We start from the raw sequence: 15,499 nt of genomic DNA, 5'->3' as shown, positions 1-15,499 counted from the left end.
AATAGCATGACCTCACATACCGATAATAATATTATAGATTCCCTAGACCCGAAGCAATTTATTCTAATAAAAAACGCGCGGGTACATAATTTAAAGAACCTGAGCGTGGCCTTGCCGCGCAATAAATTTATTGTGGTTACCGGCCTCTCGGGTTCCGGCAAATCGTCGCTGGCTTTTGATACGCTTTACGCCGAAGGCCAGCGCATGTACGTAGAAAGTTTAAGCTCTTACGCCCGCCAGTTTTTGGGCCGCATGGATAAACCCGATGTCGATTATATTCGGGGCATTAGTCCGGCCATTGCCATTGAGCAAAAGGTGAGTATTAAAAATAACCGCTCTACCGTAGGCACCAGCACCGAAATTTACGATTACCTGAAATTATTGTACGCGCGTATTGGCCGCACCATTTCGCCAGTTTCGGGGCAGCAGGTCAGGAAAAATTCGGTGAGCGATGTGGTCGATTTTATTTTTAGCCTCGAAGATGGCGCGCGGGTGATGATTCTGGCGCCGCTGCAAGTGCTGGATGGCCGCGACCTAGCCAAAGAATTAGATTTACTCCTGCAAAAAGGTTATTCCAGAATATTTGCCAATGGCCAGGTATTGTTTATCGAAGATTTACTAGCCGGTGGGGCCGTTAATATTACCGGTCAGGTATTTATTTTAATAGATCGGGCCGTAATACGCCCGGACGACGAAGATTTGCAGTTTCGGATTTCCGATTCGGTGCAAACCGCATTCTTCGAAGGCCACGGCGAGTGCCACGTGATTTTTGGCGAAGAAACCCGCGTATTCTCCGACCGGTTTGAGCTCGACGGAATGGTGTTTGAAGAGCCCAACGTAAATTTTTTCAGCTTTAACAACCCTTACGGGGCTTGCCAGCGCTGCGAAGGTTTTGGTACCGTGCTGGGCATCGACGACGATTTAGTTATTCCGGATAAAAGTTTGTCGGTGTACGAAGGGGCTATTGCACCGTGGCGGACCGAAAAGCAAAGCGAATGGCAAAAGCCGCTCATCAAAAATGGTATTCTGTTCGATTTCCCGATTCACCGGCCTTTTAATGAACTTACCGAAGAACAACAGCAACTCCTCTGGACCGGCAATGAATATTTTGATGGCCTGAACGCCTTCTTCGACCACATACAAACCCAAACGCACAAAATACAATACCGCGTAATGCTGAGCCGCTACCGCGGCCGCACTACTTGCCCCGACTGCCGGGGAACCCGCTTGCGCAAAGATGCCTCTTACGTAAAAATAAACGGCCAGAGTATTACCGATTTATTGCTGAAACCTGTAACCGGCGTACTCGAATTTTTTCAGCATATAGAACTGGATGCCCACGAAACGGCGGTAGCCGACCGCTTAGCTATTGAAATTACCAACCGCCTGAGTTACCTAGTGCGCGTTGGCTTAGGTTATTTAACGCTAAACCGGCTTTCTTCTACCTTGTCGGGCGGAGAGTCGCAGCGGATAAATTTGGCTACTTCGTTGGGGAGTGCGTTGGTGGGTTCTATGTATATTCTGGATGAACCCAGCATTGGTTTGCACCCGCGTGATGCCGAGCAACTGATTGGTGTACTGCGCTCTTTGCAGCAAATGGGTAACACCGTAATTGTGGTGGAGCACGAAGAAAAAATGATGGAAATCGCCGACCAGATTATTGACATCGGGCCGGAAGCGGGTACAGGGGGCGGTAACCTCATGTTCCAGGGAACTTACGACGATATTGTAAAAACAGCGCAGACCTACACGGGCAAATATTTAAGCGGCAAGTTAGAAGTACCAGTGCCGGCCCAACGCCGCAAATGGCGCAACGCCGTAGAAATATTAGGTGCCCGCGAAAACAACCTCAAAAACGTGAGCGTTAAGTTTCCGCTCGATGTCATGACGGTAATAACCGGTGTGAGCGGCTCCGGTAAATCGACGCTGGTAAAAAAAATATTGCACCCGGCGCTAACCAAAATATTGGGCGGCCACTCCGATGCTACTGGCAAGTTCGATAAAATACAAGGCGATTATTCCAAAGTGGCGCACATAGAATTTGTGGATCAGAACCCAATTGGCAAGTCGTCGCGGTCGAACCCGGTTACTTACGTCAAAGCCTACGACAGCATCCGCACTCTTTTTGCCGACCAGCCTTTAGCCAAAGCTCGCGGTTTTAAGCCGTCGCATTTTTCGTTTAATATTGAAGGCGGCCGCTGCGAAGTGTGTCAGGGCGAAGGTCAGGTAAAAATAGAAATGCAATTTATGGCCGATATTTACCTCAAGTGCGAAAGCTGCAATGGCCAAAAGTTTAAGCAGGATATTCTGGACGTAAAATACCAGGATAAAAATATTGCCGAAGTGCTGGACATGACCATTGCCGATAGCATTGGTTTCTTTAAAGACCAACCCAAAGTAGCCGAAAAACTAAGACCGCTCGATGATGTAGGTTTAGGTTACATCCGGTTAGGGCAATCGTCGAACACGCTCAGTGGCGGCGAAGCGCAGCGGGTAAAATTAGCTTCGTTCTTAACCAAAGGCGCTACCGCACATTCCGAGAATATTCTTTTTATCTTCGACGAGCCTTCTACCGGTCTGCACTTCCACGATATCAGCAAACTGCTTACTGCCATTAACGCCCTGATTGATAAAGGCAACTCGGTACTAATAATTGAGCACAACATGGATATTATTAAGTGCGCCGACTGGATTATTGACATGGGCCCTGAAGGCGGCTTAAACGGCGGGCATTTATTATTCGAAGGCACCCCGGAAGAAATGGTGAAACTAAAAGATAACCAGACTGCTAGGTTTTTGAAGGAAAAATTATAAGCTTACTCCACGAGTTTAATATTTTAGTTACTACATTCACTTTATACCGAAAGCTCTGTAAAAGCATGAAATATTATTATAGCTGCTTAATTGTGTTTCTGCTTTTACTGGGTTGTCAGGTGCCGCATAAATCAGCTAACCAGCAAGCAGATCCCAACTTTCATTTATATTTACTTGTGGGGCAATCAAATATGGCGGGTCGGGGCGCTCCGGAAACAATAGATACTACTGCGGTGCCGGGTTTGTTGGTTTTCGCTAAAGATAAAACCTGGCAGCCGGCCAAAGAACCTTTGCATTGGGATAAGCCCGCTGCCGGTACTGGTCCGGGATTTTCTTTTGGCCGCGAAATGCTGAATAACGCCGGCAATAAAATCCGCATTGGGCTAATTCCGGCGGCGCACGGTGGCTCTTCTATCACAGCCTGGGTAAAAGGTGGCTACCACGACCAAACCAAAGGTTATCCTTACGACGAAGCCATTGATCGGGCCAAAGCAGCCATGCAAGCCGGTGTTTTAAAAGGCATTATCTGGCACCAGGGCGAATCCGATAGTAACCCGGAGGCGAGAGCCTTGCATCTTAACAGGTTAAAAGATTTGATTAACCGTTTCCGGACAGAACTGGGTGCGCCCAATGTGCCTTTTGTAGCCGGTGAACTGGGTTATTTTAAAGATGCTTATAAAAGCATGAACCAGGTTTTAATGCAATTACCGGCGGAGGTCCCGTTTACAGCAGTTATACGTGCCGATGGATTAGTTGATAAAGGTGATGCTACCCATTTTGACGCTGCTTCGGCCCGGGAACTAGGCAAAAGATATGCCCAAGCCATGCAAAATTTACAAAAAAATACTACTGCCAGATAATCACTACGGCCAGATAATCGTTCAAGCCCGAATAGATATTCAATATTTATCTATTTCGGTAAGGCGAAATATTCTTTTAAGAGTTAGGAACAGCTGCTTTGTAAATTCTAAAAGAGGAGGTCTAAGCAATCCATCACTGTCATTCAGGAGGAAACTATTTAGCAGGCAGCCAAATAGTTTCCTCCTGAATGACACCTGTGGACACCATAGCCTTACAAACAATATACAGGCAAATTGTGCGCATCAACAGTTAGTAATTAAGCGTCTTGTTATTTTGGTCTTTAAAATCAGAAAGCAAGACTTTTTTATGAACTCACCTTAATAGAACGAAATATTTATTTCTAAGAGGTTCCTATAGCCTTATGCCCAATACTATATTGGCTTAAGAAAATATTGCGGCTATAAGCAATTAAGCATCAAGGTTTTATTTTGTTGTTTCCTGCCTATGAAAAAAATAATATTCAGGAGAAATATTTTCCTGATTTTGGCGCTGCTTTTTAATCTGGCTAAAGTCCACGGGCAAAACAAGCTAAGCCTGCAATTCCGGGTATCACCTTTAAACTTACTCCACGTGCGGGCGGCAACATTGCAATTTGGCGTGCAGACTACTATAAATAACCGCGTGGGCTTTTCGGTTGACTATGGTTTACCTTACAAAGGGTTATCGAAGCAGTTTGTGAAGAATGAAGAGTACCAATACCGAAATCACGGATATTTTAAACTGCGCGGCGAAATCAAATATTTTTTTCCTCCAACCTGGGTGCAGGCCGAAGCAAATGTGAAGCCTTATGTGGGTGCCGAAGTATTTTTTAGCCCCGAAGAATACCGCAAACTTAATAATTGGTTAATAAAAGACGATGGTGATTATTATTATGAATACTCGGATGTGACCCGCCGAATGTGGGGCAGTTGTATAAAAGTTGGGCTGGAATATTATTTGGGGCAGCGGTTTTTGCTGGATGCTTTTGTGGGGCCGGGTTTACGCTGGATAAAAGTAGACCACCAGACCTTCGGCGAGCAGCCCGGTGATTACAAAGAACCAGCAGATTTTTATTTTGAACCCGTTGACCGGCAAGAAGGCAAATTCAGGCGCCTGCATCTGGGTTTTAACGTTAAGCTCGGCTTTGTAATAATAAAATAATTCACGCCCGAAATAAGGCATTAGTAGCTGTAAATTTAAATCCTGCTTTAACTTTTAGGCATTCCCCGGCAAAATTATTAATCTTACGCCGTATAACGCAATTTTAGATACACAACCCAAAACCAAATAGTATAATATGAGAAAGAAAATTGTTGCCGGCAACTGGAAAATGAATAAAACTTTTGAGGAGGCGCAGGCGCTGGTATCGGAAGTAGTAAATATGGTGCAGGACGAAGTAAACAACCAGGCCGAAGTAGTATTGTGCCCGCCATTCCCTTTTCTGAGCAGCGTAAGCAAGGCTCTGGGCGGAAACAGCAATATTCATTTAGGTGCCCAAAATTGCCACCAGAAAGAAAGTGGCGCATACACCGGCGAAGTGTCGGCCGCCATGTTGAAATCGGTGGGAGTGGAGTACGTAATTCTGGGCCACAGCGAACGCCGGCAATATTTTAACGAAGACAACCAGTTATTAGAAACAAAGGTGAAAGCCGCTTTGCAAGCTGGATTAATTCCAATTTTCTGTATCGGCGAATCGCTGGAGCAGCGCGAGCAGGATTTAACGTTCGACGTTATTGAAACCCAGCTAAAAGAAGGACTTTTCCATGTTACGAACGAAGAGTTTGCGCGCGTGGTAATTGCCTACGAACCTATTTGGGCCATTGGCACCGGCAAAACCGCTACGAGCCAGCAAGCCCAGGAAGTGCACGCTTTCATACGCGAGCAGATTGCCCGCCACTACGATGCCGAAGCTGCTGCGAACACAACTATTCTGTACGGTGGCAGCGCTAACCCGGGTAATGCCCGCGAATTATTCTCGCAACCCGATATTGACGGTGGCCTGATTGGCGGTGCTTCGCTTAAATCGCGCGATTTCACCGATATTATAAAATCATTCTGATAAAAATAAGAATTTTTTGTTCCGGAAATAGTTAATTTGTACCTTAGAGCGGATGTAATTGGGATTATTCTAATTCACTTGCATCCGCTCGGGTATAGTTGCAGTTTAGTTTTTCCGGAATGCTTTATTTTCTGCCTTTATTTTACTTGTTACTGGGCCTTGGCAGCCCGGCGGGTTCGGCTGTTGCCAAGCCCGAAACAATATCGATTGTAGCTCCCCGCGAACCCGAAATCTGCCGCATGTTCGGCTCTGTATACCTTACCGCCGATCCCAAACAAAAAAACTACGCGCGCTTTACCGTATACATCGATACCGAAGATACTTACGCCGATTTATCTGTTTTTAAAGAAACCAACAAGCTTTTTGCCGATGCTCCCGGCATTTGGCACATTACCACGAGCCGCAATTTTGCCGATCACGTTTTATTTATAACCACCAACCGGGCTTTCGCCGATTTTACCATTTATTACACCAAAGCGCGAACATTAGCCGGTTGTAGAAAATAACCTCTATATGGATTTTATCCAAATTACAATTTTTGCCCCCACTGCGTTTAACGACATTTTAACTGCCGAGCTGAGCCAGTACGGTTACGATACTTTCATGGAAACCGACGAAGGTTTGTGCGCCTACATTACCGAAGATATATTCTCGGAAACCGACCTGCAGGAAGTCTTAAATAAATACCGCGAAGCTGCCGGCGAAATAAAATATACCATCGAGAAAATCGAGAAGAAAAACTGGAACGAAGAGTGGGAAAAGAATTTTGAGCCCTTGCTGATTGCGGATATTTGTTCGGTGCGCGCTTCTTTTCACCCAAAACCCGAGGGTGTGGCTTACGACATTGTTATCAACCCGAAAATGTCTTTTGGCACCGGCCACCACGAAACCACTACCCTCATGATAGAGAACCAGCTAACCGTAGACCATGCGGGCAAACGTGTGCTGGATATGGGTTGCGGCACGGGTATTCTGGCTATTCTGGCCTGTAAACTAGGTGGCACCGAAATATTGGCCGTTGACATTGAAGACTGGACCGTAGAAAACGCTCGTGAAAACGCCGACTTTAACGATTGTGCAGCTATTGAAGTGCGTTTAGGCGATGCGGCGGTAATAGAGCAGGAACAACCATTTAATATTATTCTGGCTAATATTAACCGCAACGTATTGCTGGTCGATTTGCCGGTTTATAACAGAATATTAGCAGCTGGTGGTACGTTAATAATGAGCGGGTTTTATACCGAAGATTTAGACCAGATTAAAGAGAAAGCCGCTTCGGTTGGGTTGAATTTTACGAGTAATCGTATAAAAAATAACTGGGTATCAGTGGTTTTTGAAAAGGAGTAGTTTAGTGGGTTTATTATATGAAACAATTTTACTTTAGTTTATTTTTTTTACTGGGGGTGTTGGGCATGGCGCAGGCACAAACCCCAAAACTCTCGAAGGAACCGGCCCAGTTTATGCTGGACGTAAAAACCATGATGGCCGGCACCAAAAACGAAAACGCCATAAAAGTAGCTTCCCGCCTCGAAGAAATTTGGGGCACCAACACTTTAACCAGTAGTCAGCAGGCCAAAGTAATAGCACTTTCCCAGAATATGCTGGTTAAAAAATTAAAAGCCCGGCCGCATCTCGAAAATTTATACGGCGCGCTGGTAAGTGCCGTAAATATTCATAAATTAAATAATGCTGCTTTAGACCAGTTTTTAGTTGTTACGGAAAAAGCCCTCGCCAATGAAAAAATACCCCAGTTCGAAAAATTTCTGCAAACTTCTTATGCTTTCCTAAACACCAAAGTTGTTTACAAATCTTCGGTAAATACCTTGCGGGTATTGGGCGGCAATTTTTCGTTTGCTTACCGCGATGGCACCGAACCCCAGGAAGAACCTGCCCCGGTAAAGCCCGAACCAATTAAAGAAACACCGAAAAAAGCAGCAAAACCAGCCCCCAAAGAAGGCGAAATAGTCTGGAACGATGATTTTAAAGATACGCCACCAGCAACCGCCGCGAGTGAAGATAAAGGAACAATACCCACCAACGGGGCTATTCCGGTAATAATAGGTCCGGTACTTCAGCTGAATAATATTGATTTATTTTTTGTTTCGGGTCCCGATTCGTTGCTGTTAAAACAAACGGAAGGCGCTTTAATGCTGGCCCGTAACGTATTTGTGGGCAATAAAGGCGTATTTACCTGGGCACAGCCCGACGGCGAAGCCACTGCTACGCTTAAAAAGTTTAGCTTCGATATTAGCAAAACGGCGTTTAAAGCCAAAGATGTAACATTAACTTATCCGGCGGTGCTGGAAGCCCCGGTAGATGGTGTTTTTGAATTCCGGAATGTGCGCCGCAAAACCCCTGGTGCCGATACCGGATATCCTAAATTTATTTCCTATACCAATAATGCCCGCCTCAAAAGCATCGGTGAAAATATTAAATATACCGGTGGTATTACGCTGGCCGGTAATAAAATAAGTGCCGGGGCTTTAGACGGTAGCGGTTCCGAAATTACCGTTAGTCGCGAGGGAAGCCCCAAGTTTAAAGCCACTGCTGCTAATTTTATGCTCCAGGATAGCGTTATTTCTTCGGAAAATGCGGCCATCTTAATTTTTAACAAAGCCGATACCATTGCGCACCCTGGTTTAAGGTTAAAATACAGCAAGCCTAACCAAAAATTATTGCTAACCCGCAGCGACCAAACCATGGCGAGCCCGTTTTACAGCTCGCACCACCAAATGGAAATTAGTGCCGAAATGCTGACCTGGGTTTTGCCGGAGCCTACCATTAATTTCTCTATTTTAACAGCTAAAAACGAAGTGCCGGCGCGCCTGGCTTCTAAAGAATATTTTACTGAAGAACGCTACGAACACTTAAAAGGAACCGCCGATTTTCATCCGCTTATCGTGATTGCGAATTTTGCCGATAAGCGCCGCACCAATACGTTTTACCTGGCCGAACTGGCCCAAAGTACTAAAATAAAAGAAGACGAACTGCGCCTGGCGGCTTCGATGCTGGCAAAACAGAATTTTCTGGATTTTAATACCGTTACTGGCCAAATATCGGTAAAGCCTAAAGCCGTGCATTACATGAAAGCGGCGCGGGGCAAAAAAGATTTCGATTTTATTACCCTTAAATCTTTAATGCCATCGGGTAAAAATATTACCCTCGACCTGAATAAAGACGAGATGCTGGTGCGGGGGGTAAATAAATTTTACTTTACCGGCGATTCGGCAGCGGTTTATGCCAAACCCGACAGTAATCAGGTGCGCATTTTAAAAAACCGCGATATTAAATTTAACGGGGCGGTAGTAGCTTCTGATTTGCGGTTCCGGGGTTCTAAATTTACGTTTAAGTACAACGAGTTTCTGATCGAAATGGCTAAAATTGATACCATTGCCATTGCCGCTCCTAAAAAGAAGAAAAACGCCAAAGAAAAAAGTACCGGTAATGAACAATTCAGCAGCAACAGCCTTACCAAATCATCGGGTATTCTTTATTTAAACAAAGCCGATAATAAATCGGGCCGGAAAAAATACGCCAATTTCCCGATGTTTGATGCTATTGGCGGCGCTTACGTATTTTTTAATAAACCCGAAATATTGGGCGGCGCTTACGATACCACCGTATATTTTGCCATTCCGCGCTTTAAAATAGATAGCCTGGGTACCAGTATGCCGGGCGCCGTTGGTTTTCAGGGTAAGTTCTATTCCGGGGGTATTTTTCCGCCTATCGAAACCCAGTTAGCCGTAATGCCCGACCAATCGCTGGGTTTTGAGTATACCGCCCCCAAAAACGGTTTGCCGGCTTATGGTGGCAAAGGTAAGTTTTACAACAAACTTACCATGACCAACAAAGGTTTGCAGGGCATCGGCGAAGTAGATTACCTAACCACCAAACTAAAGTCTAATGCCTTTACTTTTTACCTCGATAAAGTACAGACATTGGGTACGGAGGCTACTATCCGGGAGGCTACCGTGGGTAAAGCGTATTACATGGGCGGTACCTTCCATAAATATGTAATGGAGTGGTTGCCCAAAAAAGATACTATGAATATTAGTACCGTAAGTGAGCCCTTTAAGCTGTATGCCGGCAAATATACGTACCAGGGTATTGCTATTTTAACGCCCGAAGGATTTTTTGGCGATGGGGTTGTAGAAGGCACCGACGGTTTAATTAAATCGCCGAACCTGGCTTTTGCCAAAGACCACTTTAAAGCCCAAAATGCCACCCTCGAAATTAAATCCAGCACGCCGGGCAAACCAGCTTTGCGGGCTTCTGATGTATTGCTGGATTTTAACGTAACCAAGGGCCAGGCCACCTTCTCGCCGGAACGTACCGGGGTAGCCAACACCGACTTCCCGATTTCTCAGTTCCGGACTTCGCTCAGCGGCGGTATGTGGGATGTAAACAAAAAAGTGGTAACCATGCGCCAGTCCGAGGGCAGTAATGGCAGCCAGGCTTACTTTGTTTCGGGTAGGCCGGCCCACGAAGGACTTAAATTTAAAGCTAAATCGGCCAGCTACGACATCAGCAAAAATACCTTAAATATTGGTGGGGTGCCTTATATTGCCGTAGCCGATGCGCATGTAGTACCCGATAGTGGCCGGGTATTTATTGAAAGCGCTAATCTGAAGTCATTGCAAAAAGCTGTTGTTATCAGCGATACTTTAAATAAATACCACCAGCTATACCAGGGCGAAGTAAATATTCTATCGCGGCTAAACTACCAGGGTAATGGCAGGGCCAATTACGTAAACGCCGCCGCCGATACGTTTGCCATCAAGTTCGACAAGTTTGCCATGAAAAACATGGACAAGGTAAAACCAGTGGTAACCGAAAGCGATTTAAATGAATGGAGCAACCGCGATAAAGTAGGTTTGATTAGTACCGAAATAATGCCCGATGATACCACTGCCGCAGTAGTAGCGCCCGTAAAAAAAGGTGGCCTGTTTCGGAAAGCAAGTTTGGTAACCAGTAAGAAAAAAGGCAAAGCCGCTACTGAAGATGCACCAGCCGGCGAAATGCCTGTAACCCCGGAATCTGATTTAGCAATGGAACCGGTGGTAGCTACCCGCAAAAAGAAAAAGAACGCTCCAAAAGTTAACGCGGAGATGCGGCCCGATTCTACGTTGTTAGCCATGAACACCGATGAGCCGGCCAAAAAAGAAAGGCTGCGCTTTTTACGGAAGTCTGATGCCCAGGACGAAACCATGCCGCATACCGAAGCCTTAGCTACCGTAACCGAAAAAGATAAATTTTTGATTGCGCCGGGAGTGGGGTACAAAGGTAATATTACCATGTCTTCGAACCAGCAGTTCTGGAATTTCGATGGCTATGTAAAAGTGGCGGTGAGCGGCGAAGCCGGTGCTTCGGACTGGTTTCCGTACAAAGCAACCGTAAACCCCGCCGAGGTAAAAATTAATATTGAAGCGCCCAAAACAGCCGATGGTACACCGCTTAAAACCGGTTTACACGTAAGCGTAGCCTCTAATAAAATATACAACACGTTTGTTTCGCAGAAGAAAGACGAAACCGATCTGGATATATTTGAGGTGGAAGGGCAATTGGCGTACAACAAAGATCGGAAAGAATTTAAACTGGGCAAAGAGGCCCGTATTGCCGGCCAGGAATATTCCGGTAACCTCATGACCTTTAACGACTCTACCGGTATAGCCAACTACGAAGGTAAGTTTAACCTGATTCAGGCAAGCAAAACGCTTAAGTTAGAAGCCGCCGGCGCCGCAACCGCTAAGCCTAAAGTTAATTTATACGTGCTGAATGCGTTACTGGCCTTTGATTTAAATATGCCGGAACAAGCCCTGAATGCCATGGCCACCGCTTTGGCCAACAATGCCGGCAATGCCCCCGAAGCCATTACCGATAATAGTTTGATGCTGAATAAATTGGCGCAGTTTGTGCCCGCTAAAGATGCCCAGGCCTTTGCTGATCAGTCTAAATATACCCCGTTGCCGGTATTTTCTTCTAAGTTTCAGAAGAGTTTCGTGTTCAGCAACGTAGAGTTACGGTGGTCCGATTCTACCAAAGCCTGGTACAGCAAAAATATGCTGAGCTTATCTAACATGCTCAAAAAAGATATTAATGCGCAGGTGCCCGGCTATATAGAAATCAAGCGCGGCCCGGAATCAGATATTGTTACGATGTATTTGCAGCCTAACCCGGGTTTGTGGTATTATTTCACGTATAACAATAATGTCATGATGGTGGCTTCTACCGACGAAGAGTTTAACCGCCTGGTAACTTCTAAACGCAACAGCAGCTTGCTTACCGCCGAAGAAATAGAGAAAAATCAGTTTGTAACCGATTACCAGAAAGCTTACCTGCAAAACAGCGCCCACGATCCGCTTAAAGGCGTTGCCGGCAGTAAGGCAGCTCCGGTAAAAACCGGTAATTTCGATTTTATGGAAGAAAGCGGCGGCAAGAAAAAGAAAAAAGATAAAGCTGCTAAGTCTGATGATTCGGATATGACGGATATGCCCGCAGCCCAGCCAGCTAAACCCGAAAAACAAACCGATAACATTGCCTTACCCGGTATGACCGAAGAGCCTAAAAAGAAAAAGAAAGGTAAAAAAGGCAAAGAAGATGAAGGTCTGCTGCCCGACATGAACTAATATTTATCTTCTGCAAAACAGAAAGCCGCTCCGTAAGAGCGGCTTTTTTGTGCCCGACGCTAGGCTTATATGCGCCAAAAGCTTTTGGTTAATGCGGTGAAAAATGAGCGTTGCTGCGAAGAACCCTAGAACGGAATTATAATTTGCAGCCCGGTTCGGGTTTGGTATTTTACTATATTTGGGCTAAACTTTCCCGCATAATATTTACTAGTCCGGTTTATTTGCGTTTATTAGGTATAAGTCCTTTCAGATAATATTTATGGATATTTTAATTATTGCCTTTTTCTTAATTGCTGCTTATTTAATTGGTGCTATCCCCACGGCCGTTTGGGTAGGCAAAAAGTTTTACGGGATTGATGTGCGCCAACACGGCAGCGGTAACGCCGGCGCTACCAATACGTTCCGGGTACTGGGTAAAAAGCCGGGTACTTTTGTGATGCTTTTCGATATTTTTAAAGGCTGGGCCGCAACTTCGCTCGCCAATATATTAGTTATGCAGGAATTAATTCCGGATGATAAGCTGGTATTGTTTAAATTAATAATGGGTGCCTTAGCCGTTTTAGGTCATATTTTTCCGGTGTACGTGGGCTTTAAAGGTGGTAAAGGTGTAGCTACGCTCATGGGTATGGTGCTGGCCGTACATCTGCCGGCTGCATTAATTTGTCTGGGTATTTTTATTGTGGTTTTACTTATCTCCAAATACGTGTCGCTGGGCTCCATGATTGCCGCCATTGCTTTCCCGTTGTTGCTTTTATTACCCGCTTTCCACCCCGATGAGCCGCTCTTACTGGTTTTTGGCGTGCTTCTCTCTATTATGGTAGTGTTTACTCACAAGAAAAATATTAATCGTTTGATGCAAGGTCAGGAAAGCAAGGCTAATCTTCCTTTTCTTGGGAGGAAGTAATTACTAGCAGTTATGTTTAGTTAACCTTAATAAAGAACCAGTTAATTAAAATATTAAAAAATAAATATTGTTGCATTATGAGTATGATAGGAAACTTACTTCGGGTGACTAGTTCTGAACTTGAAGAATATTTACAAGACAGTTCACTATTAGAAAACAGAGTCTATGACGACGAAGCCGAAGATCCTAATCTAGTGGACATAGATAAATCATGGGAAGGTATCCTTTTTTTGTTAACGGGACAAAATTTAGAAAATTCTAGTCATCCATTAGCTAAGGTTTTATTTAGTGGACAATTTATAGATGAGGACCAAGACTTAGGCTATGGCCCAGCTCAATATTTAACCCCAGAACAAGTAAAAGAAGTAAATGCTGAAATATCAAAAATTACCATCTCTGAATTAAGCAAAAACTACAATCCAAATAGAATGAGTGAACTGGAAATTTATCCTAATATCTGGGATGAAGAAGATAATCTGGAATATTTAACAGATTACTTCAAAACTGTTCAAGAAGTTTATTCAGAAGCAGCAGGAAGAAATGAAGCTGTAATTACCTTCCTTAATTAAAAATATTAAGGCTACTCACAATAATTACTTAATATTTTAGTCTTTACCTTAATTATAGGACATAGATAAATAAAATGAACAACTACATCCAGGAAAACAAAGACCGATTTATAGACGAATTATTGCAGTTACTGCGCATCCCGTCGGTAAGTGCCGACCCCAAGTTTAAAGGCGATGTGCGGCAAGCCGCCGAATTTATTGCCGAGAAACTGCGCGAGGCTGGTGCCGATAAAGTAGAACTTTGCGAGACCGCCGGCAACCCGATTGTGTACGGTGAAAAAATTATTGACCCAGCGCTGCCTACGGTGTTGGCTTACGGCCATTACGATGTGCAACCCGCCGACCCTTATGAATTGTGGCACTCGCCGCCTTTTGAACCGGTTATTAAAGACGAAAAAATATACGCGCGCGGTGCCTGCGACGACAAAGGGCAAGTGTATATGCACATAAAAGCCTTCGAGATGATGATGCGGCAAAACGAACTGGCTTGTAACGTGAAGTTCATGATTGAAGGCGAGGAAGAAATTGGCTCGAATAACCTGGGTATTTTCGTAAACCAGAACAAAGAAAAGCTGCAGGCCGATGTGATTGTTATTTCGGATACCGGCATTATTGCCAACGATATTCCTTCTATTACCACCGGGTTGCGCGGTATGAGCTACGTAGAAGTAGAAGTAACCGGACCGAGCCGCGATTTGCATTCAGGCTTATACGGTGGGGCGGTGGCCAACCCCATTAATATTTTGTGCCAGATGATTGCTGCGTTGCACGACGAAAACAACCACATTACCATTCCGGGTTTTTACGACAACGTAGAAGAATTATCTTCAGAAGAGCGGGCCGAAATGGCCAAAGCTCCTTTTAGCCTGGAGGAATATAAAAAGGCCTTGGATTTAGGCGATGTACACGGCGAAGCGGGTTATACTACCAACGAGCGGAATTCTATTAGGCCAACGCTGGATGTAAACGGCATTTGGGGCGGCTATATTGGCGAAGGCGCTAAAACCGTAATTGCTTCTAAAGCTTTTGCTAAAATATCGATGCGGTTGGTGCCTAACCAGACTTCCGAAGAAATTACCGAAAAATTTACCCGGCATTTCGAAAGTTTGGCACCGCCCAGCGTAAAAGTGGAGGTAAGGCCGCACCACGGCGGCGAACCAGTGGTTACCCCTACTAATTCGGTTGCTTACCAGGCGGCTAGTCGGGCTTTTGAACAAACTTTTGGCAAGAAACCTATTCCGGTACGCAGCGGCGGCAGTATTCCCATTGTAGCCATGTTTAAAGCCGAACTGGGCATAGATTCGGTACTAATGGGCTTTGGCCTGGATTCGGATGCTATCCATTCACCTAACGAACATTACGGTGTTTTCAACTTCCTGAAAGGCATTGAAACCATTCCGTACTTTTTTAAATATTTAGCCGAAATGAGCAAATAAAATAAAGAAGGCAATAAAAAAGCTGGCTGGTACTTTACCAGCCAGCTTTTTTATTTTAGTACAGTGCTACTTAAGCTAATACTAATTAATGTACTTAAAATATTGAGCTTGTCGAAACATCTAAATCTACTTTATAATGCTGTTATAGATCCTTCGGCAAGCTCAGGATGACAACAATAATGTAAGCCCATTTTCTATTTGATAGTGGTATAAAATAAAGTCAATAAAAAAGCCGGCTGGTAAAGTACCAG

At 44.8% G+C, this 15,499-nt stretch carries 10 protein-coding genes; all 10 read left to right on the top strand.

Going from position 1 to position 15,499, the window contains the following annotated elements:
* Positions 1–6 precede the first annotated feature (6 nt).
* The gene (gene uvrA / locus F0145_RS17175; RefSeq protein WP_150090163.1) at positions 7–2,814 is read left to right on the top strand and encodes an excinuclease ABC subunit UvrA; all 2,808 of its coding nucleotides are present in this window, start codon (positions 7–9) and stop codon (positions 2,812–2,814) included.
* 65 nt (positions 2,815–2,879) lie between these two features.
* The gene (locus F0145_RS17170) at positions 2,880–3,674 is read left to right on the top strand and encodes a sialate O-acetylesterase (protein WP_150090161.1); all 795 of its coding nucleotides are present in this window, start codon (positions 2,880–2,882) and stop codon (positions 3,672–3,674) included.
* Positions 3,675–4,119: 445 nt separating this feature from the next.
* Complete coding sequence (locus F0145_RS17165; RefSeq protein ID WP_150090159.1) at positions 4,120–4,815, top strand: DUF3575 domain-containing protein; 696 nt, start codon at positions 4,120–4,122, stop codon at positions 4,813–4,815.
* A 136-nt stretch (positions 4,816–4,951) separates the two neighbouring features.
* A complete protein-coding gene (gene tpiA / locus F0145_RS17160; RefSeq protein WP_150090157.1) occupies positions 4,952–5,713 on the top strand; it encodes a triose-phosphate isomerase in 762 nt (253 codons plus the stop codon).
* 119 nt (positions 5,714–5,832) lie between these two features.
* Positions 5,833–6,219, top strand: a complete 387-nt coding sequence (locus tag F0145_RS17155) for a DUF6150 family protein (RefSeq protein WP_223816124.1) — start codon at positions 5,833–5,835, stop codon at positions 6,217–6,219.
* A gap of 7 nt (positions 6,220–6,226) precedes the next feature.
* The gene (gene prmA / locus F0145_RS17150; protein ID WP_150090155.1) at positions 6,227–7,060 is read left to right on the top strand and encodes a 50S ribosomal protein L11 methyltransferase; all 834 of its coding nucleotides are present in this window, start codon (positions 6,227–6,229) and stop codon (positions 7,058–7,060) included.
* A gap of 17 nt (positions 7,061–7,077) precedes the next feature.
* Complete coding sequence (locus F0145_RS17145; protein ID WP_150090153.1) at positions 7,078–12,339, top strand: hypothetical protein; 5,262 nt, start codon at positions 7,078–7,080, stop codon at positions 12,337–12,339.
* A gap of 259 nt (positions 12,340–12,598) precedes the next feature.
* Positions 12,599–13,243: a glycerol-3-phosphate 1-O-acyltransferase PlsY gene (plsY, locus tag F0145_RS17140; RefSeq protein ID WP_150090151.1), complete on the top strand. Its 645-nt coding sequence runs from the start codon at positions 12,599–12,601 to the stop codon at positions 13,241–13,243.
* Positions 13,244–13,320: 77 nt separating this feature from the next.
* Complete coding sequence (locus F0145_RS17135; RefSeq protein ID WP_190277584.1) at positions 13,321–13,812, top strand: YfbM family protein; 492 nt, start codon at positions 13,321–13,323, stop codon at positions 13,810–13,812.
* A 74-nt stretch (positions 13,813–13,886) separates the two neighbouring features.
* Positions 13,887–15,248, top strand: coding sequence for a dipeptidase (locus F0145_RS17130; RefSeq protein WP_150090149.1), 1,362 nt, complete (start codon positions 13,887–13,889; stop codon positions 15,246–15,248).
* The last annotated feature ends 251 nt before the right edge of the window (positions 15,249–15,499 follow it).

Source organism: Adhaeribacter rhizoryzae (assembly GCF_008629685.1).
Taxonomy (GTDB): Bacteria; Bacteroidota; Bacteroidia; order Cytophagales; family Hymenobacteraceae; genus Adhaeribacter; species Adhaeribacter rhizoryzae.
This window is presented reverse-complemented; position numbering and strand designations above follow the sequence as displayed.